This is a genomic window from Butyrivibrio sp. MC2013, from assembly GCF_000424585.1.
Lineage (GTDB): Bacteria > Bacillota > Clostridia > Lachnospirales > Lachnospiraceae > Butyrivibrio.
Genome location: NZ_AUKE01000007.1, coordinates 72,561 through 98,331, shown reverse-complemented (window position 1 = coordinate 98,331; position 25,771 = coordinate 72,561). Strand labels below are relative to the sequence as shown.

Here is a 25,771-nt window from a genome sequence, read left to right as displayed (position 1 = left end):
GAAAGAGACACATCCTGTGTCTGAGTTAAGAAAAATTGACAGGCTTTTCGTTTGCAAAAATCGATGTAATTGGTTGAAAACACAAAGAAACAAAAGGAGGTTTTCTGAATGTATTTGCTATTTGAAGAGTGGCTAAATGGCTATTTAAAGAAAGGGATTCCGCAAGAGGTTGTTGCTGTTAACTTTAATATCTACGAAGAAACTGGAAATAACTGGTCGATCGAAATAGTGGGCACAGGATCTTTTGACGAAGAAGATGAGGATTGGGCATGTGATGAAATTACCAACTTTGGCTCTCGAGAGAACCTGTTTACAATGGAGTCAGATGAAGAATGGGAAGTTGTTCTTGAAAACGTGATAGAAATCATTAAGGAATATCTCGAGAAAGGAAAATATGCCAGTTCTTTAAAGGGATTAACGGCCGTTGGAACAGGCTTTGTAGATGGTAATATTGAAATATTGTATATGAGATAACATTGTTGTGATGATTTGACAATAATATGAGAGGCAAAATAAGAGGCTTTCTTTATAAAAATGAATGATAATTGTCTCAGTCCATAACTATAAGTGACTGAGACAATTATCGAAAGAGAGATCAAATCGGATTAGATGGATACTTGTAAATAATAACAAAATAAAAGCATAGAATAGAGAGGAATCAAATGAATACTGTTGCAGAGTTAATCACCAATAATACATGGCTTATAAGTGCACTTGTGGTAATTGTCGTGTTCAGAATGGTTAATAAACATTTTTCTAAAGGAAATGAATTCAAGCTTTCGAGGCTGTATAACAACCTTGGGGATCATACGGAAACAATAGGATTGTTTGCATCAAAACAGGCTGCTGAAGACAAGAAAGCTGAGCTTTTATCTGCACTACCTTCTTTGTCATTGGGAATAGATATGATTCCGATTTCGACATATGGAGGCAGGGAAGGTAACCTTGTTTATGAGCTTGTTGTTCATGAAAAAGAAGCAGCAAAAACTGCGACTGGTGCAGAGTCTGTATTCTTCTTTACACTATCGAAATATTTGGATGATATCCAAAAAAGATACAGTAGTAACGGCGAGAAAACTGTTGATATCAAAGTCTATGAAATTGGGAAAGTTGTGGAGTCGTTTACTTACTGTGAGGGAGTTACAGAGTGATTCTTTTATGATAAAAGTTTCTTTTTATCATGAGGATATATATTATTTATGGAAACTGGAGGAAAACAATGAGTAGTGTTAAGGAACAGGTAGAAGAGCTTTATAGTAAGGGGATGCTGGACGATGACAGGAAGTTCAGTTATGCAAATGCTGTGAGACTGCCGGATGGGTCATATGGCCTTGTATGTTTTGGAATCAATAAGGATAGATTTCTTATATGGAATGCTGATTATGCAGGCATAAGTGGCAAGATCAAAGAGTTGCTGTATGATATTCCTATGTCTGAGATGGAAGAGATTAAGGGTAATGATATACCTGTCCTGGCTAATCTCAGATTCAAATGGCAGGGAGGATCCTTTCATTTTAAGGCCTTTGCGTATAACAGGTATTTTGTGAAGACAATCAAAGAGAGAAGTGCTGTAGCTAAAGCTGCGAAGACTGCGTAAGATAAAGCATATAATTCCTGTCAAGGAGCTGCGAAGCGGTAATGACCGCTACGCGGCTCTTTTTTGTTTGCTGGTGAGTCAAAATGAAACGTCCCCGTGAGTCACCTCTTGACAATATGAAAAAGCTGTTATACTATTTCAAACAGATTTACCTAAACAATATTTAAATAAAAAGGAGACAACTAAAATGAATTTAGATGAACTCAGACCAATCATAGCAGACATTCTTGGAGCAGATGAGGATAAGATCACAGCCGAGGCTAATCTTGTTGAGGATCTGGAGGCAGATTCCCTCTCTATCGTAGAGCTTCACATGGAGATTGAGGAGAAGCTGGGAGTGAAGATCCCTGATGAAGAAGTAGCAAAGCTTCATACTGTTCAGGACATTCTGGACGCTATAGCTACAGTTAAGCAGTAATGACCGGGTATTGTTGATAACAGACGCCGGTAGTTGCGACTGGGATAACGGAGATTACAATGGTTTCATTTCTAACTAGCAAGTCTTTACCTGGCAAAGCCAGGGAGGAACTGGGTGAACATATCTTCAAAAGGGAGGCCTATCCCGATTTTATTCAGTGCAAAGCCTGCAGCAGACGCTCTCTTAAGAAGGACTGGAAGAAAAACTATTATGTATGTCCTGTTTGCGGTAAATACAGGAGTATAGGTGCTCACTACAGGCTCTCTCTCATACTGGATCCGGGGAGCTTTAGGGAGTTAAATGCAGATATGAAGGCTACCGATCCCATGGATTTTCCTGAGTACAGGGAAAAGATCAGCGCCCAGAGGAAGGAGACGGGCCTTGAAGAGGCCGTGGTCACAGCAAGGGGCAGGATAGGTGGTCATAAGGTAACGGTGATAGTGCTGGACAGCCGTTTCTTTATGGGCAGCATGAGCAGTACTGTGGGCGAGAAGGTGACCAGAGCTGTGGAGTATGCTACGAAGAAGCATACGCCCCTTATTATCTTCTCGGCCAGTGGAGGAGCCAGGATGCAGGAGGGCATATATTCTCTGATGCAGATGGCTAAGACTGCAGCTGCCATAGAAGAATTTAATGCTTCAGGCGGGCTCTATATCAGCTATCTGACACATCCCACTACGGGCGGTGTGACAGCATCCTTTGCGTCGCTGGGAGATATTACCCTTGCCGAGCCGGGGGCTCTCATAGGTTTTGCAGGGCCCAGGGTCATAGAGCAGACCATACACAAGAAGCTCCCCAAGGGCTTTCAGAGAAGTGAATATCTGGAATCCCATGGCTTTGTAGACAAGATAGTGGCAAGGAGCGAGATGAGGGATACGCTGCTAAGGCTCATTGAACTTCATAAGAAATGATTGATGATCTCTATTGATCGATCATCATCCGGGAGGCCATAAATGATCAAGATCATATTAGACAAGGTTAGTAAGCTTGATAAAGAGATATCGGATCTGGAAGAGGAAATGACTCTGGAGACGGGCGAACTGGTGGATGCTGTATGCAGCTCGGATTGTGTCATGGAAGAGAGCATGGACGGATATTCCATACTGGATGCTCACAATAGAGAGCTTAAAAGGCTTAAAGAGTTGAGAAAGGACCTTCTTGGAGGTAGTAGGAATCTCACTCCCGATGAGAGGGTATATCTGGCCAGATTAAATACCAGGCCTCATGTGGAGGACTTTATAGACGGACTCTTTACGGATTTCTTTGAGCAAAAGGGCGATCATCTCTTTGATGAAGATAAGAGTATCTTTGGCGGGATAGCCAGATTTCACGGGATACCTGTTACTGTGCTGGGCCACCGTAAGGGACGCAGTATAGAAGAAAATATGGAATATAATTTTGGCATGCCCTGCCCGGAAGGATATCGTAAGGCTCTGAGACTGATGAACCAGGCAGAGAAGTTTCACAGGCCCATCATCACATTTATAGATACTCCGGGAGCTTATCCCGGGATAGAAGCAGAGGAGCATGGACAGGGTGAAGCTATAGCTGTAAACCTGGCCAAGATGAGCCAGTTCCATGTGCCTGTGATCTCTGTGGTCACAGGTGAGGGCAATTCCGGCGGAGCTCTGGCTATAGGTGTGGCCAACAGGGTGCTGATGCTGGAAAATGCAGTATATTCCATACTTAGCCCCGAAGGCTTTGCTAGCATACTCTGGAAGGACTCATCAAGGAGCAAGGAGGCATGCAGGCTGATGAAGCTCACAGCTGCAGATCTTGAGGAATGCGGCGTGGCTGATGAAGTGATAAAAGAGCCCCTGGGAGGAGCCCAGAGGGATTATAAATATGTGATGAAGAAGCTGGACAGCGCCCTTGAGCGCCATCTTAAGGAACTGATGGCTATGACTCCTAATCAGGTCAAGGCTGACAGACAGATGAAATACAGAAAGATCGGGTAAATATGAAGAAACTAGAAATACTGGGAACAGGCAGGGCTCTGGCAGGTAAGAGAGTGACCAATGATGATCTGGCCCGCCTGGTAGATACCAGTGATGAATGGATAAGCACCAGGACGGGCATCAAAGAGAGGCGCTTTTGCGATGAGGGCGAAGACGCCTACAGTCTGGCAGAAGAGGCATCCAGAAAGGCTATAACATCTGCTGCGATAGACAGCTCTGAGATAGACTGCGTGGTATGCGGTACCATATCCGGTTATTATGTCACTCCCAGCATGGCCTGTGTGATCCAAAAGAGGCTGGGCCTTAGGGAGGATATACCTGTACTGGATGTGAATGCGGCCTGCAGCGGATTTATATATGGCCTTGAAGTAGCCAGAGGACTCCTATCATCTACAGGGGGGCGCTATGCTCTGGTCATAGGCTGCGAAGAGCTGTCCAGGCTCATTGACATGACAGACAGGAATACCTGCGTCCTCTTTGGGGACGGCGCAGGAGCTGTTGTGGCAGAGGCTGCAGATGAAGGACTGTATGAAAGCGTACTTGGGGCCAGGGGAGGATATGAGATCACAGTCACAGGCCCGGGCCCTGAAGTGAGCAGGATCGGCATGGACGGCAAGGAGGTATTCAAATTTGCCGTAGATGCAATACCCAAATGTATTGATGCTTTAAAGGTAAAGTCGGGGATAGAACTTGCTGATGTTGATGCTTTTGTATGCCATCAGGCCAATGCCAGGATACTGGATCATTGCATTAGAAAAATGAAGCTTGACCCGTCTCTTTTCTATAAAAATATGGACAGGTACGGTAATACCAGCGCTGCATCAGTGCCCATGGCTCTGGATGAACTCCTTGAGACAAGAGGCGCCGGAGCAGGCAGCACGCTTATGCTGGTGGGCTTTGGAGGAGGTCTGACCTGGGCAGGAGTGCTGATAAAAATATCAGACAGATATAAATGCGCAGATCAGCGTGGAGGAAGCGTATGAAAATGTTAAATGAGCTCCTGGGGACTAGATATCCCATTATACAGGGAGGCATGGCAAATATAGCAACAGGTCCTTTTGCGGCAGCATGCTCAGAGGCTGGAGCGCTGGGACTCATAGGCGTAGGCGGTATGACTCCGGCTATGCTGGAAGAAGAGATAGCAAAGTGCAGGAGTCTGACTGACAAGCCCTTTGGTGTAAATATCATGCTCATGAATCCGGCTGCAGATGATTTTGCAGATATCGTGATCAGAGAGGGAGTAAAGGTGGTCACAACGGGAGCAGGCAATCCTGCCAAATACATGGACAAATGGAAAAGCGCAGGGATCAAGGTGATACCTGTTGTGGCAGCGCCGTCCATGGCCAGATATATGGAGAGAAACGGCGCAGATGCAGTGATAGCTGAAGGCTGTGAGAGTGGAGGCCATATAGGAGAAATGACTACTATGACCCTTCTGCCCCAGTCCGTGGACGAAGTATCCATACCGGTAGTTGCTGCAGGAGGTATTGCAGACAGAAGGCAGGTAAAGGCTGCGATAGCACTTGGAGCCTGCGGCATACAGGTGGGAACCTGCCTACTGGCATCTGAAGAATGTCCTATACATGAGAATTACAAGAAGGCAGTGATAAAGGCCAAAGGAAGTGACTCTATAGTAACAGGCAGGATAGGCGGTGCTCCTGTACGTATACTTAAGAACAAGATGTCCCGTGAGTACCTCAGAAGGGAAAAGGAAGGGGCGGATATGATGGAACTTGAGAAGTATACGCTTGGAAGCCTGAGGCGCGCAGTCTTTGACGGGGATGTGGATACAGGAAGTCTCATGGCAGGTCAGACATGCGGCCAGATCAAGGAGATCAGGCCTGTAAAAGCAATATTTGAAGAATTGATGGAAGGAATTGCCTGATATGAAAACAGCATTTCTATATGCCGGCCAGGGTAGCCAGCACAAGGGTATGGGTGAAGACCTGTACAGAGATTACCCGGAATTTAGAAAAGTATTTGACAGCGCGGAAGTGGATTTTGACCTGAAGAAGATCTGCTTTGAAGACCCGGATGAGCAGCTGAATCTTACAGAATATACCCAGCCCTGTATGCTGGCTTTTGCCTGCGGTATCAATGAGATATTAAAGGCAAGAGGTATAAAGGCTGATATCCTGGCAGGCCTGTCTCTTGGAGAGTATTCTGCTCTGGAGGCAGCAGGTGTGTGGTCTTACGAGGAAGCTATAAAGCTTGCAGCCTTTAGAGGTAAGGCCATGACAAGGTCTGCCCAGGGGGTAGAAGCTGCAATGACTGCTGTCATGGGGCTTACAAGAGACGAGCTTCAGGCCTGCGTGGACCAGGCTTTGGATCAGGGCGTAGCCAGCATATGCAACGATAACTGCCCCGGACAGATAGTAATAGGCGGCGAAAAGGCTGCAGTAGAAAAAGCTGCGCAGCTTGCAAAGGAAAATGGTGCTAAAAGGTGCGTGCCCCTTAAGGTAAGCGGCCCTTTTCATACAAGCTTTATGCAAAAAGCGGGAGAAGAATTAAAGGACTATTTTTCTAAAATAGAATTTTCTAATGAACAGATCCCTGTTGTATTTAATCTCACAGGATGTGAGAGAAATGAGTCTGACTTGGTAGAAGATCTCCTGACAGCTCAGGTACAAAACGGAGTAAAGATGACCCAGACTCTGAATTACATGCTGGACAATGGTGTGAGGCGCTTTGTAGAAATAGGTCCGGGTAAGGCTCTGACAGGATTTGTAAAGCGCTGTGCCAAGGAAAAGGGCATTGATGATATAGAGTGCATCACGCTTGAGAGCTCAGATGATCTGAAGGCCTTTATCATGGTAAGCGAGGAGGAACTAGATGGATAAAGCTAGCGCTATTGTAACAGGTGCAGGTAGAGGAATAGGAAGAGCTATAGCAGTAGCCCTTGCAAAGAAAGGATACAACCTGGTCCTGGGCTATGCAGGCAATGATGCTGCAGCAAAAGAGACTATGGAAGAATGCCAGAAAGCAGGCGGCGATATAGAAGTCATGCTGGTAAAGGGTGACATAGGCCTTGAAAAAACTGCAGATGATCTTCTAAATGCGGCTCTATCCATTAACGGGAGAGTGGACGTCCTTGTAAATAATGCAGGGATCACCAGAGACAAGCTCCTGGCTGCTATGAGCGCTGATGACTTTGATGCTGTATATAATACCAATCTAAAAGGCGCATTTATGATGATGCAGAAGGTGACCAGGCCCATGATGAAACAAAAATCGGGAAGGATCATCAATATGTCCTCCATAGTGGGCATATGTGGTAATGCCGGGCAGGCCAATTATGCTGCATCCAAGGCCGGTATCATAGGATTGACAAAGAGCGCTGCCAAGGAGCTGGCATCCAGGAATATCACAGTCAATGCAGTAGCTCCAGGAATGATAGAAACAGATATGACAGCTGTGCTGCCTGAGGAGGCCAGAAACAGGATCCTCTCTTCTATACCTATGAAGAGAATGGGTACTCCCGAGGATGTGGCAGGTCTGGTAACTTTCCTTGCAGGACCTGACAGCTCGTACATAACAGGACAAGTGATAGGCATAGACGGAGGAATGCAGTTCTGATAGAGGATAAAGAGATTATGACAATGAAGAGAAGAGTAGTAGTAACAGGTCTTGGGACTATCAATCCCACAGGTAAGGATGTAAATGAAAGCTGGGATAATGTAAAAAACGGCAGATGCGCCATTGATTATATCAGCCGCTTTGATACTACGGATTTTAAGGTTAAGGTGGCAGGAGAGGTCAAGGATTTTGATCCCGCATCAAGACTTGAGAAAAAGGAACTCAGGCATATGGCCCGCTTTACACAGATGGCGCTGTATGCAGCCGAGGAAGCTATTAAAGACTCCGGGCTGTGCGGAGACGGAGATTATGACTACAAGTCAAAGGTGACAGCCATTGATCCTTCAAGGATAGGTGTGATCGTATCCTGCGGAATAGGCGGAATAGATCATATTGAAGAGCAGCATGGCAGACTGGAGAGCATGGGTAACAGCAAGATCAGTCCCTTCTTTGTACCTATGTCCATTAGTAATATGGCTGCAGCCAGGATCGCTATATCTCATGGCCTGAAGGGCATGTGCTCCTGTCCTGTTACAGCCTGCGCAGGCGGCAGTAATGCTATAGGTGATGCCTTTATCAGGATCAGGGACGGCTATGAAGATGCCTTTGTATGCGGCGGTACTGAAGCCAGCATCACACCCCTTGCCATAGCAGGCTTTCAGAATATGAAAGCCCTGTCTGAATCTGATGATCCAAAGAGAGCTTCCATTCCTTTTGACAAGGACAGAAACGGCTTTGTAATGGGTGAGGGAAGCGGCATCCTGCTTCTGGAAGAATACGAACATGCCAAGGCGCGCGGTGCCCATATCTACGGAGAGATCGTAGGCTATGGCAGTAACTGTGATGCATATCATATCACTTCCCCTGCTCCCGGCGGCGAGGGCGGAGCTGCATGCATGGAGCTTGCTATAAAGGATGCAGGTATCAGCCCTGATGATATAGGATATATCAACGCTCACGGAACATCCACCAGTCTCAATGACAGATATGAGACTGCTGCTATCAAAGCGGTATTTGGAGATGCAAGAGATAACCTCTATGTATCAAGTACCAAGTCTGTGACAGGACACCTCCTTGGAGGCGCAGGCGGCGTGGAAGCGGTATTTGCCGTTAAGGCGCTGGAGGAAGGTTTCCTTCCTCCCACAGCAGGACTTAAAGAGACTGAGGAGGGTATGGATCTGAACTACCTGCCGGGATCGGGCATTGAAGCTGATGTGAAATATGCGCTAAGCAATTCCCTGGGCTTTGGCGGACATAATGCATGCCTGATTTTCAAAAAGGCTGATGAGTAAATTTATAACGAGCAAAAAGCGAAGCGTTTGCGAGTTTAACCTTCCAAAGAATGCGAATGGGTCAAAGGATTAGCTATAAAAAGATAAGGAGTAAAGAGGGTTGCTAGAAGAAGAGCTGATAAGCAGAACCGATAAAAAAGAGCTAAGCGCAGAAGAGATAGCTGCTATATTGCCGCACAGATATCCTTTTGCCCTTGTGGACAGGATATTAGACCATGAGCCCGGCCAGTGGGCCGTGGGCAGAAAGTGCGTATCTATGGATGAGCCCTTTTTCCAGGGACATTTCCCGGGGCGCCCCATTATGCCCGGGGTCCTCATCATAGAGGCTCTGGCTCAGACAGGGGCGGTAGCTGCCCTTAGCCTGCCTGAAAATAAGGGCAGGATCGCAGTCTTTGGCGGCATAAAGAATGCAAGATTTAAGCGCATGGTAGTACCCGGAGACGTGCTGGAACTCAGGTGCAGGATGCTGCGCAGTAAAGGCCCTGTAGGCGTTGCAGAGGCTGAAGCACTGCTTGATGGCAAGTGCGCAGTAAAAGCGGAGATTACTTTTTCTCTGATTTAGTGTTATGATATGACTTAAGGGTCAATAGTCATAAACTAACAGAAGGAACGAGTAATGGAAAACAATGCAATAAGTCAGATTTACGACAAGCTTCGCCTGCACTTCTATATGAAGGTATTCTCCAGATTTGAGAACAGGGAAGCTACATTATCAACAGTAGAATCCTTTAGCATGGAAGTGATCATGGGGCTGGGCGAACCCACTGTTGCGCAGTTTGCCAGGGCAGTGGATATCTCATCCCCCAATGCGGCTCACAGAGTCAAGTGCCTGCTTCAGAAGGGATATGTGGAGAAGATCAGATCAAATGATGATATGAGAGAATATCATCTAAGGCCTACCCAGAAATATCTGGATTACAAGCAGATCAACCAGGACTATCTGGAACTGATCATGAAGAGATGCCAGAAGCGTTTCTCCAAGGAAGATTACAAGAAGTTCCAGGAGATGCTCAGTATATTAAATGAAGAACTGATGCCTGAGATCGATATCAAGGACTATACATACTTTGATAGGTTGGATAAATGAGCCGCTGGTAAATTCGGGCCATTTACAAAGTTAAAGCTGTGGTATATCTAGCTGCATTGAGAGATGTCTCTTTGCAGCTTTTTTATGCAAAAAATTCAGTCAAAAATACATATTATACAAAGTGCTTGTAATGAAAGACAAAACATTGTAAGATGTCTAATGTTTGTTATTAAAAGGCTTCAGATAGTTGAAGCAAAGAACGGAGGAAGTTATACAAATGGAAAGAACAAGACTTGGAGTATCAATCGGAATGGTAGGAGCATTCGCTTATGCAGCAGCGCTCTTTGGAGGATATCTTGCATCTGCTATTGTGCTGGGATATATCCTGCTTTTTGAGAACAATCAGTGGCTTAGAAGAACAGCAGTAAAGGCTACAGCTACACTTGCCTGCTTTAGTATGCTGACACTTCTGATCGGTCTGTTCCCTGATGCATTTAACTGGATCCTGTCCGTAGTTAATGTATTCGGAGCAGGAGCATATGTACCGGTAGTAAGCAATCTCTTTGCTGTATTCACCACTCTGGTCAGCATCCTTAAGGATATCGTATTTGCTATCCTGATCGTAAAGGCTCTTAAGCTTCAGACTATCAACATCCCTGTAGTTGATAATCTTATCAACGCTCACATGTGATCATGTGATGGATGCGTCCTTGTTTTATAAGGTAAAGCTTTTACTGTCAAAAGCATAAGAAAGGTTCGGTTTTTGAATGTCCTTCAGAAACCGGACCTTTTTTGTGGCAGCAAGTCGGCAAGTGGTTGCGGAATTTGCTTACAGGATAAATAATAAATGTAAAAGAATATGAAAACTGGCCGGAGGAGATATGGCAGCAAACGCATCAAAACAGTATATTAAAATGACTACAACGCCGGTGCACAGATTGATATTGGCATTGTCTGTGCCCAGCGTTATTTCTATGCTTGTAAATAATATCTACAACCTGGTTGATACAGCCTTTGTGGGGAGGCTTGGCACCAGCGCCAGCGGAGCGGTGGGAATAGTCTTTGGTTTTATGGCTATCATACAGGCTTTTGGCTTTATGTTTGGTCAGGGATCGGGCAGTATATTGTCTCGTGCGCTGGGGACAAGAGACCTTGATAAAGCATCTCTTTATGCATCCGGTGGCTTTTTTGGATCTATTTTTTGCGGAGCACTGATCAGCTTCTTTGGATTTTTCTTCATAGATGATATTGTCCTATTTCTGGGCAGCACTCCTACTATCGCGCCCTATGCCAAAATATATATCAGCTATATATTAGTGGCAGCGCCCTTTATGAGCAGCTCTCTTACCATGAATAATGTACTTAGATATGAGGGCAAGGCCTCCCTTGGTATGGTGGGACTGATGACAGGCGCAGTCCTTAACATGGGCGGAGATTATATATTGATGTTCAAACTGAATATGGGCATCCACGGAGCAGGGCTCTCTACCGCTGTCAGCCAGTTTGTCAGCTGGTGCATACTGCTCTTTATGTTCCTGTCAGGCAGGACTGAGCTGAAGCTGAGTCTTAAGAGGGCTCTGAAAATAGGGGCTGAAGGCTATATAGGGATCATGACAACAGGTTTTCCCAGTCTCCTCAGACAGGGACTTAACAGTCTGACTACAGTGATACTCAATCTCTGCTGCAGGCCCTACGGCGATCCGGCAGTAGCAGGTATGAGTATTGTGTCCAGGATCGTGTTCTTTATATTTGCCTTTGCTCTTGGCATCGGCCAGGGCTTTCAGCCGGTATGTGCCTTTAACTACGGCGCGGGCAAGTATTCCAGGATCAGAAAGGGCTTTAGATTTACAGCGCTACTCACAGAGAGCATTATCATAATGGGCTGTATATTTCTTATTATCAATGCTGAGTACCTCGTAGGTGTGTTCAGGGACGATCCTGAGGTCATAGCAGTGGGAGCCAGAGCTTTGAGGCTGCAGTCTATGGCCAACCTTTTATTTCCGGTTACTATGATCATAGAAATGACTTATCAGAGCTCCGGTAAAAGGCTTGGTGCATCTCTTCTATCGGCCCTTAGAAGTGGCCTCCTTTTGATTCCATTGCTTCTTATATTATCAAGGCTCAGGGGACTATCGGGTATACAGGAAGCTCAGCCCTTATCAGTAGTTCTTTCTTTTCCTGTGACCCTTGTTTTTATGGCTTTGTATTTTAAAAAACTGCCATCTGAGGACAAGGCGGGATGAGAAGCTAATGCTTATGACATATATCCCTACATATAAATGGATTCTGACTGCAGGAGGTCATTATGCCCAGAGGCGCTAATATGAAGCTGAAGTTCACATATCTGATGAAGATCATGCTGGAGAAGACAGATGATGAGCATAGTCTGACCATGCCTCAAATCCTGAGAGAGCTGGAAGGCTATGGTATCAGTGCAGAGCGAAAGAGTATATATGGTGACCTGCAGGATATGGAGCAGCTGGGAGTGGAGGTCATCAAGGAGCAGATAGGCAAGGAGACCTTTTATCATGTGGGCAGCAGGCAGTTTGAGCTGGCAGAGGTCAAGCTCCTCATAGATGCCATATTGTCATCCAAGTTTATTACCAGGAATAAGTCATCTGCGCTTATTGCCAAGGTCAAGACCCTGGTCAGTGACTATCAGGCCAGGTCCCTTCAGCGCCAGGTGTATGTGGGCGACAGGGTCAAGACCATGAATGAGAGTGTCTATTACAATGTGGATGATATCTATACGGCTATAGGCTCCAATAAGAAGATCAGCTTCAAATATTACAGATGGGATATAAACGGCAGACTCATCCCCACCCATGATGGCAACAATATCACTGTCAGTCCCTGGGCTCTTATATGGGATGATGAGAATTACTATCTGGTGGCTTATGACAGCCCTGCTCATTTGATCAAGCACTACCGAGTGGACAAGATGATGAAGATCGCCCTTGTGGATGAGATGAGAGAGGGCAAGGAAGAATTTGACAGCCTGGATATGAGGGATTATTCCAAGGCTACCTTTGGCATGTACAGAGGCGAGAAAAAGAAGGTCAGGATCAGGCTGGATAACAGCCTCTGCGGTATATTCATTGACAGATTCGGTAAAGATATAAGCTTCAGGCCGCTGACTGACAGCGAGAGCTATGTGAGTGTAAATGTTAATGTGTCTCCACAGTTCTTTGGCTGGCTCTTTGGCCTTGGGAGCGGAGTGAGCATAATGGGACCTGAGGAGGTTGTGACCGAACTGGAGAAATATACCAGAGACTTTCTGGCGGCTGTCAGTCGAGCCGGTAATAAATAGGAGAGAGCAGGTAATTCTACCTATTTATAGTCTTTAATACTTGTAATATATTGGCTTGCAGATCGGGGCAGCATCCCCTCTGCAAGCTTTTTTACTGGAGTAAGGACTATGCAGCCCGGAAACATATTCTTAATATAATAGGAGGGTACATACTATAATAAGTATATTTGTAATATACAAATATGTATTCTTTTTGGAAAAATATACCTTTAATATAGTAGAAAGGGCTCTTGCTATAAATAAATGACATAAAATCTTACACGAATACGTCTGTTTTTGTAATTTGTAAACAAAATTGAAAAAAGTGCATTATACATAATTGAAATAAAATCATCTATAAAGTATAGTTAATAAGGTTGCGCTATGTTTTTGCATCAAAGGAGTTATGACATGAAGAAGAGCGTTTTAGCACTGCTGATGACAGCAATGATAACTATACAACCTGTAGGTGGCAGTGTGGTGATGGCAGCAGAAGCTGACAGTACCATTGTTACAGAAGCTGTAACAAATATGACTGCAGATGATGAAACTGAAATATTTGATGAAGATATTGATGTAAATGCAGATGATGAGGCAGGCGAGGCTTCCGATCAGGAAACTTCTCAGCCTATAGATGATGAAAGTGTAGAATCTGCTCCTGCATACGACGAGGGAAATGCTGATGATGAAGGAGCTGACCAGATCCCTTCCTCTGATGCTGCAGATGAAGAAGTGACCGAAGCTGAAGACGAATCTGTCTGCGATGAAGATCAGGCCTTAGAAGACGAGGAAAATGAAGGAGGCGCTGCAGATGAGCCCTCTGATGATGAATCAGCTGATCCCTGTGCGATCGCAGAAGATAAAAAAGAGAGTTCTTTTTGCTCTGAAGAGGCAGAAACAGAGGAGCCCTTTGCAGGACAGTCCTATGATCTGTCAGGTTCTATTGTCGACGATGGTGCTGCTATAGCAGATGAAGATGCTGCAGGTGCAGATCTCTTTGCAGCTCAGGGCAGCAATGTCAAAGTAAATATTCCCGGACATTATTATACAGAATCAGCTTCCACGATCCTGGCTGAGATCAACAGGATCAGGAAGGAAGCCTGCAACCTGGGTCTTAAAGATCCTAATACAGGTAAGAAGCTTACTGCCGCTGATTACAAGCCTCTTGTATGGTCCAAGGACATGGAGGCTATAGCAAGGACCAGGGCAGCAGAAGCCAATGTGAATATCAGCCATACAAGGCCCAATGGCGAGAGCTGCTTTAGTGTAAAGTCTCCCTGGGGCGAGCAGGCATGGGGAGAGGACCTTGCATGGAACTCAGAGGGCTCAAGAGCTCTTATGGCCGGTATCAAGCAGTTCTATGATGAGAAGAACGATTATATCAATAAGACACAGAAGGGCCAAAATACCGGTCAGACAGGCCACTATGAAAGTCTGATCAGCACCAGATATACAGCTATCGGTGTTGCAGCATTTGCAGCTGAAGGTGAAGTATACAACTGGACAGCTGTAGCAGCAGAGCTGACATATAAGAGCGGACTAAGACAGGATAAGGATTCATTCCAGGGCAAATCATCTCCGGCTATTGAGATGTCCAGCTCATATATCACAATTGGCAGTATCCAGGGATCTGACAAACTAGAGCCTGGCAATACTGCGACTTATTCTGTAGCAGTTACGGCACAGAGTAAGTCAAGCTATGGTACTTCAAAATATACTAATGCTACTCTTGCTTCCGGATTGATGAAGTGGTCAAGCTCTGACAGCAGCATATTGAGCATTGATTCAGTAAGTGGAAGAGCAAATGCTCTTAAATCGGGAAGCGCAACAGTTAAGGCGGCCATCAGTGGAATAAGCGCTACCAAGACCAAGGCTGTAAAGGTTAATAGCAAAGCAGTGAAGCAGACACAGTCACTGAGCCTTGACAAGAGCGAGGTGACAATGGAAATCACCAGTGCCAATACAGCTCCGGCTATCACTCTTAGCAGCAAGATAGATCCTGTAAGCTCCGCTAGTGAAATCACATGGTCCAGCTCCAACAAGAAGGTGGCAGTGGTAGATGGCGAAGGAAAGGTAACAGCCAAGGGCCCCGGTACGGCAACAATCACTGCAACATCTCCTGATAAGACCATGAAGGCCAGCTGCAAGATCAGAATCACAAGAAGCGTAGATTCTCTGACCCTCACAGGTAAGAGCACTCTGAATATCACCAGTAAGACTGCAAAACCGTCTACAAGATTAAAGGCTACTGTAAAGCCCTCTAATGCCAGCAATAAGACTGTGACATGGGAGAGTAGTAATCCTGATATCCTGACTGTTAATTCCAAGGGTAAGGTAGTATCCACAGGTAAGCTGGGCAAGGCCACTATCTATGCAAAAGCAGATAACGGTAAGATAGTTAAGTACAAAGAGATAAATGTGATCTGCAGGACTGAGAAGGTAAAGGTAAGCCCCGGCAGCTACAAGCTGGGCGTAGGCAATGTAAAGACTCTGGCAATGTCCGTAAAGCCTGTTCTGGCAGATAAGAGCAAGGTTGAATGGTTCAGCAGTAATCCTGAGATAGCAACTGTTGATTACAATGGTAATGTAAGAGGCCTTAGCGAAGGAAGCGTAGTCATCACAGCAAGGACCAGTGATGGCACAGGCAAGAAGGCCAGCTGCAAGATCAAGGTCGGCAAAGCTGTAGAAGGCATACAGCTTGCTAACAGCAAGAAGAAATATATCACAGGTACTATTGAGCTGCCTGTAAAGAAGAAATATACCATCAAGGCACTGATCACTCCCACAAATGCGATCAATAAATCAGTCATCTGGGAGTCCAGCAATCCTGAAGTAGCTACTGTCAAGAACGGCGTAGTAACAGGCAAGAGCCAGGGAACTGCATATATTAGCGCAAAGACTGTAGACAGCGGCAAAATGACAGGCATATATGTACATGTCAATATCCCTGTTAAGACCATTAAGCTTGGCGCCAGAAGCATGAAGCTGGCATATGGCTCATATGGACATATAGATGTAACAACCATCCTTCCTGAGAATGCTACTAATAAGAGTCTCAAATTTGTCAGCAGCAATGAGAGCGTTGCAGTAGTAGATCAGTGCGGTAATATCTATATTGCAGCAGATGCCGCCTCCAAAAAGAAAAGCTGTACCATAACCGTATATGCTCTGGATGGCAGCGGCAAAAAAGCAAAGTGCACTGTTAAGGCAGTTGCACCCAGTAATTAAATTAGCTTACTCCTAAATATTTAGTGTTTTTCTCAAATGGCAATAGTAAGATCCTTTTGGATTTTTCTATTGCTTTTTACTTTGTCAAATAAATGCTATTTGTTTTCATTAGGAAATTATATAATGTATATATATTAGACGTACCTTCAGAAACACGCATTTACTGCGTGTTTCGTGAGAACATGAATCTGGCATTTAATAAGCTTTCTCAGACGGAGAATGGAGGGGATCATGCAGTACAGAGAAAATAAAAAAAATGGTGACAAGCTGTCTGCTCTTGGATACGGCTGTATGCGTTTTAGCAAGAAGGGTACTGCTATAGATCAGGAGAAGTCGGAAAAGGAAATGTATGAGGCTTATCAAAACGGCGTCAATTATTATGACACCGCCTATATCTATCCCGGAAGCGAGGTGTGCCTTGGCAGGTTTCTGGCAAAATATGGTATCAGAGATAAGGTCAATATTGCGACCAAGCTCCCTCATTATCTGATCAAAAAGCCGGGTGATATTGATAAATTCTTTGACGAAGAGCTTCAAAGGCTCCAGACAGATTATATAGATTATTACCTTATGCATATGCTCAATGATGCCAATACCTGGCAGCGTTTGTGTGAGATGGGGGTAAAGGACTGGCTGGAACAGAAAAAGGCATCAGGCCGGATCAGAAACGTGGGTTTTTCCTTCCACGGAGGGACTGTTCCCTTTAAAGCCCTTATTGATGCCTATGACTGGGACTTTTGCCAGATACAGTTTAACTATATGGATGAGCATTCCCAAGCGGGAATCGAGGGCCTTAGATACGCAGCTGCAAGGGATATCCCTGTGGTGATCATGGAGCCCTTAAGAGGAGGGCGACTGGCTAATCTTCCGGAAGGAGCAAGGAGAGAATTTGAGAAGGTGGATCCTGACAGGACCAATGTGGATTGGGGGCTTAGATGGATATGGAATCATCCTGAAGTGACTGTGGTGCTCTCGGGTATGAATGATATAAGGCAGGTATCCGAGAATGTCAGGACTGCTTCTGAAGCTATGCCGGGGAGCCTTTCAGAGACAGAGCTTGATGCATACAAGAAGGTTCTGGCAGTCCTTGAAAAGAGCATCAAGGTGGGCTGTACAGGCTGCGGCTATTGCCAGCCCTGTCCCAAGGGAGTGGATATACCGACTAATTTTGCAATATATAACCAGAGCTATACAGACGGCTTTATCAATGCTATGAGGGAATATATCATGTGCACCAGCCTCAGGAAGGTGCAGACCAACGCTTCCCTGTGTGTAAAGTGCGGCAAGTGCGAGCAGCATTGTCCTCAGCATTTGGAGATTAGAAAAGAGCTGGAGAATGTCAAGAAGAGGATGGAAAATCCTATATACAAGATTGCAGTGCCGATTGCCAAGAAGATACTAAATTATTGATGTGACGTAAGGGTTAAAAGGTCATAATGCGATTAGCTTTAATAAATCGCATTATGACCTTTTTTGACCAGCAAAACATTAGAAAGCAGCAATTTGCTTTTGCCCCTGACATCTTGATAATTCTAGTAACAGATCATACACCGGATGTTGTGAGTGTGCTTGCTACCTGCTCTCTGACTATCTTAAGGAGGCTCTCGTCTGCCTTCTCATCAGTTTCATAGGGGGTTGGAACATAGCTGCAGCCTAAAACATCAATGCCCAGGATGAAGCCTGCCCAGGTAAGAGCCAGGGCGTATCTTCCATAGATATAATGCATATGGAAACCGTCTCTGCAAAGGCTCCTTCCGCCATGATCATAATCAAAGGGGCTCTGGGCTCTGAGGCTCTGGATCACATCTCCGCAGGGGATGAGAGGAAGAGAGTACTTGTCAGTGATGGTGTGATAGCACTGCCAGGAGCGTCTGTACATTTCTTCCTGATCTCTGTTATATCTGATAAAGCAACCGTGATCGCTGTCCTTTTCATATGCCCAGGTCTGCTGGAAGAGGATCTTGGCAGCAGGCACTTCTTTCTTTAAATAATCCAGGATAAGACCTGTAAAGGGCTCGTAGGTATCAAGCCAACCGCTGTCATGGCTGGACTGCTGAGTCACGATATAATCCCACTTCTGTCTGTGAAGGACTTCTTTGACAGATACATATCTGTCTGTTTCTATTCCATTTTCCTGATACTGATACTCGGCTTTGTCATGTTCTATATTGTCCCAGTGTCTCTCCAGACTGCAGCCGCCTATATAGAGATTTACTACGTTTACTTCTTCTCCCAGGCTTTTGCAGATATCATAGAGATAGGCTGTGGCATCTCTGGAAAAGCTGTTTCCTATTGCTAATATATATTTCATCTCTTTTTCCTCCATATATCCCTGATATTGTTACAGTATACTACCAGATAATACCGTGTGCAATGAAAGGGGATATGGCATTAAGCTCCTGTGCATGGTAGAGTTATAAGGGCGAAGATTGTTGCTGCTCATAAGCATATCTTGAGCAGTAACAAAGGAGGATCATGAGAAATATTACAAGAAAAGATAACGGGCCTGTTATCAGGCAAAAAATATATAATAATATGGAATACCTGACCTTTCCCATTCTGGAGGATTCAGGCTGGATCCGTCATGCTTTTACCACAAGAGTGGGAGGCATATCAAAAGGGATCTATGGAGAAGCCAATTACAGCTATAGCAGGGGAGATGATCCTGCTTGTGTTGATGAGAATCTCATGCGAATGGGAGAGATATTGGGGGTAGGACGGGATCTTGACCGCTTTGTGCTCACAGCTCAGACTCATACCACTAATATCGCTGTTGCAGGGCCGGAGGATGCTGGAAGAGGTATAAGGGGCGAGAATGCTTATACAGACACGGATGGACTTATCACAGATGTTCCCGGCCTTATCCTTACAAGCTATCACGCAGACTGCCCTGTGGTATATCTGGCAGATCATGTCCATCGTGCTGTGGGCCTTGTTCATTCCGGTTGGAAGGGTACAGCAGGCAGGATAGCTGCAAAGGCCGTGCGAAAGATGCATGAGACATATGGGACTGATCCGGCAGACATAATAGCTGCCATCGGGCCTTCTATATGTCCGGACTGCTATGAAGTAAGCAGTGATGTGGCTGACGTATTTATATCAGGATTTAAAGGGACAGAGAATATTATCCGTCTCAAATCAGATGGTAAATATCTTCTAAGTCTGTGGGCTGCAATCAAAGAGACTCTGTTAGAAGAAGGAGTAAGAGCCGGAGCTATAGAGGTGACTGACATATGCACAAGGTGCAATCCGGGCTACCTTTTTTCACACAGATATGCCGGGGATAAGAGGGGAAATAATGCAGCATTTATCATGATCGATCCGGGGGATAATATCAGTGAAGCTTAAGATCTTCTATGGCATAGTAGTATTGCTTATAATGATCTATCTCTTAACAGATGATTTTGGAAGAGGAATAAAAGATTCCCAGGGCTATTTTCAGGCTTTGGATACGGGATTTACAGCAGAGATCCTATATCCGAACGGGGAGAGAGAATATATAGAAGATCTCTCTTCTCCTGCCAATATCAGCTGTAAAGGAGCATCTTCTGTCATATGGCACTTTTCTTTTACGGGAGATATTCCTGAGAACTGCTACTTTTGCTACAAGTGTTCATTTCAGGAAGCAGTATTTGAGATAGAGGGGCAGGTAGTTGATGAGTTCCATGAAGCCAAAGGACTATTACAGACTCCTGTTTCCTTTGGCGGCAGAAGGATAGTAAAGCTCCCTGAAGGTATAGAGGGGAGAAGGGCAAGTCTATGCCTTACTACCAGGCTTCCCGTCTACAAAGGAATACTGGGCGCCTGCTATATAGGAAGCAGGCAGGCTATCATAGATCATATTATCAACAACTATTATATTTCTGTGACAACGGGACTTTTTATGCTGATTACAGGCATAGGCACTGTTTTTATGAGACTGTTTGCCGGCAACAGGCTTTTTTCCAAAAGGATATATTCCTATATGGGAGCGCTCTTTTTTGTCAGCGGGATGTGGCTCATAGTGCAGTCGGGATCTGTCCCGTCATTTTGGGGTAACCTCTCATCCAGCCATGCTCTGGAATTTATATCCCTTATGATGATATGTGCTCCGGCACTGCTATTAGTAGATGAATCAGAGCGGCACAAGTTTCACAAGATTTCAGAATTACTGCTCTGCGCATATATTATCTATTATATAGTATCGTTCTTTATAGTATATGGCTTTGGAATAGACTGGATGGAGCTGCTGCCGGTCACTTATGTCATGATAGGCAGTCTGGCTATATATATAATAGCCACTACCCTCTGGATAGTCTTTAGGGACAAGGAGCTCAGAGCAGAGCTCAAGTGGATGCTCAGGGGGTATATATTCTTTTTGACAGGCGGACTGGTAGAGATAATACTTCTCCTATCTGCTCCCCAGCTTCAGATGGGACAGTGCATGGCAGCAGGCATGATAGTATTTGCCGTCTGCACTATCATATGGTCCAGAAAGAGGCTGATGATAGATGTTGAAAACATGGAGAAGAGGCGGCAGCAGGCAAGGCTTGGCAAGGCTTTTATAGATAATGCATCGAGAGATCTCATAGAACCTATTGATCAGATAATAGATAAATCGGGAAATATCCGTAGAAGGGCCATCGATACAGTAGTTAGGACGGATGCGGCGCAGGTCCGCAGCAAGGCCATAGCTATCAGAGAGCAGATACTGTCTCTTACAGGCAAAGATGATAAGGGACCTGATAGGGATGGCAGATATAGGAAGGGGATTTACAAAAACTATATCAAAAGCGAGATCAGAAATATTATCAAAGATGATAAAAATGAAAGCTCAGCAAACAGAGCAAAGGCCATAACAAAGCTGATAAGGGACCCTTGGACGGGGAGCGAGGTGGAAAGACCAAGTCGCTTGACCAGGCTATGGCATTTCTATCTCTACCTAAGCGGCGCTATGATACTGATGTTTATAGTGGCCGAGGCTCTGAGCCATGACAACTTCAGCTGGGGCAGGATGGGAGAGACCGGTCTGTCAGAGAGGAGCCTCTTTTTGGTAACAGGTACAGCCATGATCCTCTTTAGCTTCTATTCACTGGCCACATATATAATGTCCACTCACAGGCACAGGCTTGGAAGGCTCTACTATCTCTTTATCTTCCTTTTTATGGGAGGCGTACACTTTTTGTGCAGGCCGGAGATCAGGATAGGCCTTGTGAGATCTGAGTCTGTCAGGGATAATATCTATCTGCAGTCTCAGCTTGTGGCAGTGTCTGCCGCAGTGATCCTATATGGCGCTTTTCTAAGGGATTTTAGAAAAAAAGATGAAAAAACGGAAAAGCATATAATCCCAATGATAGGCTTTATATCACTTCCTGTAGGACTTCTAATGCAGCTGTTTACACCGGTCCCGGATATCTGTATGGGAGTGGCGGAGCTCTTCTTTGCAGTATGTATGCTGCAAAAGCTCTTCGCTGACAGGATGAATGAAGATATGGATGACAGACTGACGGTGGGAAGAGCCAATGAAACGGCAGTATTTGGTTATGATCTCTCTCATCGTGTCAGCAATCCATTAGGAGATATTGGCACTATCTGCAAAAGGATCGCAAAGGAAGCAACCCAGCAGGATGTATTGATGGATCTGGGAGAAATAGAAATAGCATGTAAAACATTAGAAAAAGAAATAACAAATATCAAAGAGATCACTTTGATGAACTAAACGGAGAATGATATGGTACGAGTACTTATAGCGGATGATGAAAGGAATATACAAAAGGCATACAGGTCTGATATCCAGGATGCAGCAGACAGATACAGCCTGGCAGGGACTGCGTCAAGATGTGATGATGCAGTGGTATTTGCAGATTCGGCCGGCGTGGACCTGATCCTGATGGATATCAATACGCCCGGGGAATATAACGGTCTGGAAGCCTGCAGACTGATCAAGGAAAAGCATCCCGGGATCAAGATCATCATCACTACTTCATATACCGACCTCAGGGCCTTTGATAAGGCAAGAGAGTGTGGTGCTGACAGCTTCTGGCTCAAGGAACTAAGCCCTGAGAATCTGGTGGATATCATGGACAGGACCATGAAGGGAGAATCCGTATATCCGGACAGGAATCTGGATGTCATGCTGGGACAGGCCAGACTTTCAGATCTGACTGCAGCTGAGATAGACTGCCTCTATAAGCTTATAGAATACGTATCCGTTAAAAAGATGGCTGAGAAGATGTGTGTGGAGGAATCCACAGTCAAGACCCATCTGCTGCACCTGTGCAGAAAAACAGGCTGTGATAATAAGGCTGAACTGGCTATACTGGCCGCAAATGCCAGACTTGCCATACCTGACCTTCATCTGATGGATGTAGAAGATCAGGGCTGATGACCGGGGGTGAAAGTCAAAGTGCAGCTGCCAAAGACTGAAAATAAATTAAGCAGGGTCTTTTATATTCCCGTACATATACTGATGATCCTATCCTGTATATGCTACCGCCTGGGCGTACAAGCAGGAGGAACCGACAATATCTATTCAGCTTTTGGGTATATGATCCCTATGATCATAGTGATCATATGGGGCTGGATGTGCAGGATACGCATATCCCAAAGGAAGGCCGGAGACTGCAGCGTATGGATAGCGCTGTTTCTGATCATATTGATATTCCTGGGCTGGATCAGAGACCATATTGTGAATGAGGCTCTATCAGGAAGCATAGATTATGCCTACGGAAGAAATATAATACGTTTCCTGTTATATGGAGAATTGATAATAGTAATAGGGATAGCTGCCTTAAGTCTGGAGCTTGCAGTATTGTCTCCTGCTCCCTCTACTCGCAAAGCCGGAGCTGTGGAGAATATGATCAGCCTGACTACGATGGCTATAGTAGCCCTGATCATGACCAATGAGATACATCATAGAGTCCTGTCCAAGGCAGTGGGTACCATAGGTGCAGACAGAATGGCTCTCTACAGTGATCTGGAACTCTATGGCTACAAAGCGGGTTGGGGCTACTATCTGGCGGCTCAGTGGTGCTGTGCCTGCCTGGTGGGAGCAGCAGGGATATTGGCTGTATACTGCCTTAGAAAAGGAGACTGGAACAGGCTCTGGTTCCCCGGGGCACTTATGCTCATTAGTCTTATTTATCTATTTTTCTATGCCTTTGGCGTGATAAGGGACAGCTTCAGGATACATGATTTCTCTGTGGTAATAGCATATCTGACCATGATGGTGGTGGAGAGTTGCATTGCCAACAGGCTCATAGCATCTGTCAAAGGTTATGAGCCATTTATAAGGCATTCTCTGACCCCTATGTCTATACATGATATGGAAGGTAATTGCCTTATAAGATCAGACACTTTTGCCGGGCTGGAATCCTATATATCGGATTATGCAGAAGGTGATATCTGTATCCTGCCCGGAGGGAGACGCATGATGTGCAGAACTGTCCGCGGGGGAAGAGTATACTGGTCAGAGGATATCACAGGGGCCGTCAGACTCATAGACGAGCTGAGCAATACCGCAGATACTCTCAAGGACAGAAATGTGACCATGAGAGAGGAGTACAGATCCCGTTACAGAAAAAAGACTCTTGAGGAGAAAAACCGTCTCTATTCGCTGATGCAAAAGGACTGCCTGGAATATATCAGGGAACTGCAGAACCTTACCAGGATGCTGGCTGATACTGATGACAGAGAAGAAGAAAAGACGCTGCTGGAGAGGATGACCGTTATTGGCACGTATGTTAAAAGAAGAAATAATCTTCTATTCGTATATGAATCCGGAGGAAGGATACCTCCGGGAGAACTTAAGCTGTCTTTTTTGGAAATGCTGTCATCCCTTTCTGCTCTTGGAGTAAAGGGAGCAATAAATTATGTGGTGCCTGAAAATATGCTCTTTAATCATGCGTGTGAGTCTTTTGACAGCTTCTTTGTGATCATACTCAGATATTATAGAAATATCAGATCGGTATATCTAAGTCTTGGTAAGGAGGCTGATCATCACAGGCTCCTTGTGGAATTGTGCTTCAAGGAGGGTATGGGCCCTACAGAAGATGACTATGCATCAATGGAGGATGAGGGCGAAGGTATATACCTATACAGTAAGGAGATTGGGGGAGCAGGCCTATAATGATCATTAGATTATTCAGCTTTTTAAGGGATAAGCTTTCTCAAATAAATACAATAAGAGAGGTAGGTGACAACCTTCCTTTGGGTGTGAGCTTTTTTGACATGAAGGGCAGGCTCATGCTCAGTAACAGGACAGCTTACGATCTGTTATATGAAGTCTGCGACCACGGCTTTATGACTCTGGATGAGTTTATCAGCTCTCTCAGGAAGCTAAAAGGGAATATAGCTGTTGCGGATCTCATCTCTGACAGGGATGATCTGCTATACAGGGACCAAAGCGGGAGAGTGTGGAGCTTTAAGACCGGAGAGATAAAGACTAATGGTGAACGCAGATATATACAGCTGACTGCGGTGGATATTACAGGGCTCTATAAGAATGCCCTAAAGCTCCGGGATCAGAACAGGGAGCTTGAGGAGATGGAAGAGGAGCTAAGGCGTATCACCTCAAACGTGGCATCCATAACAAGGGAGCAGGAGATACTAAATGCCAAGATGAAGGTCCATAACAGGATGGGTACCTGCATACTCCTGTCTTCCAAATATATGAAGAAAGAGTTTGAGGATAACGAGAAGGCTGAGATGCTGGAATTCTGGGAGGATACCCTCTCAGATATGATGGGCGAAGCAACAGAGGATGACGAGATCGATGCTGTTGCAGATATCATCAGGCTGGGAGGCGAACTGGGATTGGAGATAGAGATCACAGGACCCAGGCTACAGGATGAGGATGACAGAGAGGTGCTATCAGCTGCGATCAGAGAGTGTATTACCAATACAGTGCGTCACGCAGGCGGCAAAAAGATCATGATAGATATCCGGGATGAGAACGGCTATCACGTTATAGAATTTCGTAATAACGGCAATAAGCCGGATGAACCTGTAAAGGAAGGTGGAGGCTTATCATCGCTGAGACGTAAGGTTGAAGATATAGGCGGTTTTATGACTATTGAGACAGGCGAAGAATTTGTGATCATAATAAGTCTTCCCATGAAAAACGCTGTGGATATAGACTGGTAGGATTTTGATAATCCATTAAGAGGGAAATGAAAAAGAACTGACTTATGAGGGTATCAAAGTCAGTTCTTTCTTATGGGTTTGGTTGTTTGTAGTGGTCTTTACGAATGGTTTGGGTGAACCATAAAGACCTGTTTATCCTGGGTTTTGGGTGGAACCCAAGATGGTGATCACCTGAAAATGATCAGGTGTATTGCTTTTGATCTAGGTTTTTGGGTTTGGTTGATAGTTACATTTATAATAAAAGCTTAAGCTTTGATCCCTTC

The 25,771-nt window shown here is 45.1% G+C and carries 24 protein-coding genes; 23 read left to right on the top strand and 1 reads right to left on the bottom strand.

Translation table 11 applies throughout. The features are described 5' to 3' along the window. Positions 1 to 108: 108 nt before the first annotated feature. The 18 genes from G636_RS0105040 to G636_RS0104955 all read left to right on the top strand — a co-directional run bounded on the left by G636_RS0105040 (position 109) and on the right by G636_RS0104955 (position 17,795). Positions 109 to 474 carry a hypothetical protein gene (locus G636_RS0105040; protein ID WP_026507151.1) on the top strand — a complete coding sequence of 122 codons (366 nt, stop codon included), beginning with the start codon at positions 109 to 111 and terminating at the stop codon, positions 472 to 474. A 188-nt stretch (positions 475 to 662) separates the two neighbouring features. Then, the gene (locus tag G636_RS0105035; protein ID WP_026507150.1) at positions 663 to 1,151 is read left to right on the top strand and encodes a hypothetical protein; all 489 of its coding nucleotides are present in this window, start codon (positions 663 to 665) and stop codon (positions 1,149 to 1,151) included. Positions 1,152 to 1,219: 68 nt separating this feature from the next. Beyond that, positions 1,220 to 1,597: a hypothetical protein gene (locus G636_RS0105030; RefSeq protein ID WP_026507149.1), complete on the top strand. Its 378-nt coding sequence runs from the start codon at positions 1,220 to 1,222 to the stop codon at positions 1,595 to 1,597. Positions 1,598 to 1,784: 187 nt separating this feature from the next. Continuing rightward, positions 1,785 to 2,015, top strand: a complete 231-nt coding sequence (locus G636_RS0105025; protein WP_026507148.1) for an acyl carrier protein — start codon at positions 1,785 to 1,787, stop codon at positions 2,013 to 2,015. Between the two features lie 59 nt (positions 2,016 to 2,074). Next, positions 2,075 to 2,926 carry an acetyl-CoA carboxylase, carboxyltransferase subunit beta gene (gene accD, locus G636_RS0105020; RefSeq protein ID WP_026507147.1) on the top strand — a complete coding sequence of 284 codons (852 nt, stop codon included), beginning with the start codon at positions 2,075 to 2,077 and terminating at the stop codon, positions 2,924 to 2,926. A 42-nt stretch (positions 2,927 to 2,968) separates the two neighbouring features. Beyond that, positions 2,969 to 3,973: an acetyl-CoA carboxylase carboxyltransferase subunit alpha gene (locus G636_RS0105015; protein ID WP_026507146.1), complete on the top strand. Its 1,005-nt coding sequence runs from the start codon at positions 2,969 to 2,971 to the stop codon at positions 3,971 to 3,973. Between the two features lie 2 nt (positions 3,974 to 3,975). Next, positions 3,976 to 4,956, top strand: coding sequence for a beta-ketoacyl-ACP synthase III (locus tag G636_RS17365; RefSeq protein WP_051226538.1), 981 nt, complete (start codon positions 3,976 to 3,978; stop codon positions 4,954 to 4,956). Further along, positions 4,953 to 5,858 (top strand): nitronate monooxygenase, encoded by a 906-nt coding sequence (locus G636_RS0105005; protein WP_026507145.1) that lies wholly within the window; start codon positions 4,953 to 4,955, stop codon positions 5,856 to 5,858. Before G636_RS17365 ends, G636_RS0105005 begins: the two co-directional genes overlap by 4 nt. Position 5,859: 1 nt before the next feature. Beyond that, the gene (gene fabD, locus G636_RS0105000) at positions 5,860 to 6,813 is read left to right on the top strand and encodes an ACP S-malonyltransferase (RefSeq protein WP_026507144.1); all 954 of its coding nucleotides are present in this window, start codon (positions 5,860 to 5,862) and stop codon (positions 6,811 to 6,813) included. After that, positions 6,806 to 7,549: a 3-oxoacyl-[acyl-carrier-protein] reductase gene (gene fabG / locus G636_RS0104995; protein WP_026507143.1), complete on the top strand. Its 744-nt coding sequence runs from the start codon at positions 6,806 to 6,808 to the stop codon at positions 7,547 to 7,549. Before fabD ends, fabG begins: the two co-directional genes overlap by 8 nt. A 23-nt stretch (positions 7,550 to 7,572) precedes the next feature. Further along, positions 7,573 to 8,841: a beta-ketoacyl-ACP synthase II gene (gene fabF, locus G636_RS0104990; RefSeq protein WP_035778868.1), complete on the top strand. Its 1,269-nt coding sequence runs from the start codon at positions 7,573 to 7,575 to the stop codon at positions 8,839 to 8,841. Positions 8,842 to 8,941: 100 nt separating this feature from the next. Then, on the top strand, positions 8,942 to 9,403 hold the full coding sequence (gene fabZ, locus G636_RS0104985) for a 3-hydroxyacyl-ACP dehydratase FabZ (RefSeq protein ID WP_242826920.1): 462 nt from the start codon (positions 8,942 to 8,944) through the stop codon (positions 9,401 to 9,403). Positions 9,404 to 9,457: 54 nt separating this feature from the next. After that, a complete protein-coding gene (locus tag G636_RS0104980; protein ID WP_026507140.1) occupies positions 9,458 to 9,928 on the top strand; it encodes a MarR family winged helix-turn-helix transcriptional regulator in 471 nt (156 codons plus the stop codon). A gap of 217 nt (positions 9,929 to 10,145) precedes the next feature. After that, positions 10,146 to 10,559, top strand: a complete 414-nt coding sequence (locus G636_RS0104975; protein WP_035778825.1) for a hypothetical protein — start codon at positions 10,146 to 10,148, stop codon at positions 10,557 to 10,559. Between the two features lie 190 nt (positions 10,560 to 10,749). Further along, a complete protein-coding gene (locus tag G636_RS0104970; protein WP_026507138.1) occupies positions 10,750 to 12,111 on the top strand; it encodes an MATE family efflux transporter in 1,362 nt (453 codons plus the stop codon). Between the two features lie 62 nt (positions 12,112 to 12,173). Then, a complete protein-coding gene (locus G636_RS0104965; protein WP_026507137.1) occupies positions 12,174 to 13,178 on the top strand; it encodes a helix-turn-helix transcriptional regulator in 1,005 nt (334 codons plus the stop codon). A 390-nt stretch (positions 13,179 to 13,568) separates the two neighbouring features. Then, complete coding sequence (locus G636_RS19340; RefSeq protein WP_051226536.1) at positions 13,569 to 16,385, top strand: Ig-like domain-containing protein; 2,817 nt, start codon at positions 13,569 to 13,571, stop codon at positions 16,383 to 16,385. A gap of 231 nt (positions 16,386 to 16,616) precedes the next feature. Continuing rightward, positions 16,617 to 17,795 carry an aldo/keto reductase gene (locus tag G636_RS0104955; protein WP_026507136.1) on the top strand — a complete coding sequence of 393 codons (1,179 nt, stop codon included), beginning with the start codon at positions 16,617 to 16,619 and terminating at the stop codon, positions 17,793 to 17,795. A gap of 133 nt (positions 17,796 to 17,928) precedes the next feature. Here G636_RS0104955 and G636_RS0104950 read toward each other — a convergent pair whose 3' ends face one another. Continuing rightward, the gene (locus tag G636_RS0104950) at positions 17,929 to 18,696 is read right to left on the bottom strand and encodes a DUF4886 domain-containing protein (RefSeq protein WP_026507135.1); all 768 of its coding nucleotides are present in this window, start codon (positions 18,694 to 18,696) and stop codon (positions 17,929 to 17,931) included. Positions 18,697 to 18,860: 164 nt separating this feature from the next. Between G636_RS0104950 and pgeF the strand changes: the two genes are divergently transcribed. From pgeF to G636_RS0104925, 5 genes are all read left to right on the top strand, one after another. Next, positions 18,861 to 19,733, top strand: a complete 873-nt coding sequence (gene pgeF, locus G636_RS0104945) for a peptidoglycan editing factor PgeF (RefSeq protein WP_026507134.1) — start codon at positions 18,861 to 18,863, stop codon at positions 19,731 to 19,733. Next, positions 19,723 to 22,083 (top strand): hypothetical protein, encoded by a 2,361-nt coding sequence (locus tag G636_RS0104940; protein WP_026507133.1) that lies wholly within the window; start codon positions 19,723 to 19,725, stop codon positions 22,081 to 22,083. The genes pgeF and G636_RS0104940 overlap by 11 nt, the downstream gene beginning before the upstream one ends. Positions 22,084 to 22,095: 12 nt before the next feature. Then, complete coding sequence (locus tag G636_RS17355; protein WP_051226535.1) at positions 22,096 to 22,749, top strand: response regulator transcription factor; 654 nt, start codon at positions 22,096 to 22,098, stop codon at positions 22,747 to 22,749. 84 nt (positions 22,750 to 22,833) lie between these two features. Next, the gene (locus G636_RS0104930) at positions 22,834 to 24,492 is read left to right on the top strand and encodes a hypothetical protein (RefSeq protein WP_196803033.1); all 1,659 of its coding nucleotides are present in this window, start codon (positions 22,834 to 22,836) and stop codon (positions 24,490 to 24,492) included. Next, positions 24,492 to 25,508 (top strand): sensor histidine kinase, encoded by a 1,017-nt coding sequence (locus tag G636_RS0104925; protein WP_026507131.1) that lies wholly within the window; start codon positions 24,492 to 24,494, stop codon positions 25,506 to 25,508. Before G636_RS0104930 ends, G636_RS0104925 begins: the two co-directional genes overlap by 1 nt. The last annotated feature ends 263 nt before the right edge of the window (positions 25,509 to 25,771 follow it).

Coding starts and splice junctions, on each gene's coding strand:
- fabG (WP_026507143.1), top strand. CDS start 6,806: ATGGATAAAGCTAGCGCTATTGTAACAGGTGCAGGTAGAGGAATAGGA.
- G636_RS0104925 (WP_026507131.1), top strand. CDS start 24,492: ATGATCATTAGATTATTCAGCTTTTTAAGGGATAAGCTTTCTCAAATA.
- G636_RS0105035 (WP_026507150.1), top strand. CDS start 663: ATGAATACTGTTGCAGAGTTAATCACCAATAATACATGGCTTATAAGT.
- G636_RS0105040 (WP_026507151.1), top strand. CDS start 109: ATGTATTTGCTATTTGAAGAGTGGCTAAATGGCTATTTAAAGAAAGGG.
- accD (WP_026507147.1), top strand. CDS start 2,075: ATGGTTTCATTTCTAACTAGCAAGTCTTTACCTGGCAAAGCCAGGGAG.
- G636_RS0104930 (WP_196803033.1), top strand. CDS start 22,834: ATGATCCTATCCTGTATATGCTACCGCCTGGGCGTACAAGCAGGAGGA.
- G636_RS0105015 (WP_026507146.1), top strand. CDS start 2,969: ATGATCAAGATCATATTAGACAAGGTTAGTAAGCTTGATAAAGAGATA.
- G636_RS0105030 (WP_026507149.1), top strand. CDS start 1,220: ATGAGTAGTGTTAAGGAACAGGTAGAAGAGCTTTATAGTAAGGGGATG.
- G636_RS0105025 (WP_026507148.1), top strand. CDS start 1,785: ATGAATTTAGATGAACTCAGACCAATCATAGCAGACATTCTTGGAGCA.
- pgeF (WP_026507134.1), top strand. CDS start 18,861: ATGAGAAATATTACAAGAAAAGATAACGGGCCTGTTATCAGGCAAAAA.
- G636_RS0104970 (WP_026507138.1), top strand. CDS start 10,750: ATGGCAGCAAACGCATCAAAACAGTATATTAAAATGACTACAACGCCG.
- G636_RS17365 (WP_051226538.1), top strand. CDS start 3,976: ATGAAGAAACTAGAAATACTGGGAACAGGCAGGGCTCTGGCAGGTAAG.
- fabD (WP_026507144.1), top strand. CDS start 5,860: ATGAAAACAGCATTTCTATATGCCGGCCAGGGTAGCCAGCACAAGGGT.
- G636_RS19340 (WP_051226536.1), top strand. CDS start 13,569: ATGAAGAAGAGCGTTTTAGCACTGCTGATGACAGCAATGATAACTATA.
- G636_RS17355 (WP_051226535.1), top strand. CDS start 22,096: ATGGTACGAGTACTTATAGCGGATGATGAAAGGAATATACAAAAGGCA.
- G636_RS0104950 (WP_026507135.1), bottom strand. CDS start 18,696: ATGAAATATATATTAGCAATAGGAAACAGCTTTTCCAGAGATGCCACA.
- G636_RS0104955 (WP_026507136.1), top strand. CDS start 16,617: ATGCAGTACAGAGAAAATAAAAAAAATGGTGACAAGCTGTCTGCTCTT.
- G636_RS0104980 (WP_026507140.1), top strand. CDS start 9,458: ATGGAAAACAATGCAATAAGTCAGATTTACGACAAGCTTCGCCTGCAC.
- G636_RS0105005 (WP_026507145.1), top strand. CDS start 4,953: ATGAAAATGTTAAATGAGCTCCTGGGGACTAGATATCCCATTATACAG.
- G636_RS0104975 (WP_035778825.1), top strand. CDS start 10,146: ATGGAAAGAACAAGACTTGGAGTATCAATCGGAATGGTAGGAGCATTC.
- fabF (WP_035778868.1), top strand. CDS start 7,573: ATGAAGAGAAGAGTAGTAGTAACAGGTCTTGGGACTATCAATCCCACA.
- G636_RS0104965 (WP_026507137.1), top strand. CDS start 12,174: ATGCCCAGAGGCGCTAATATGAAGCTGAAGTTCACATATCTGATGAAG.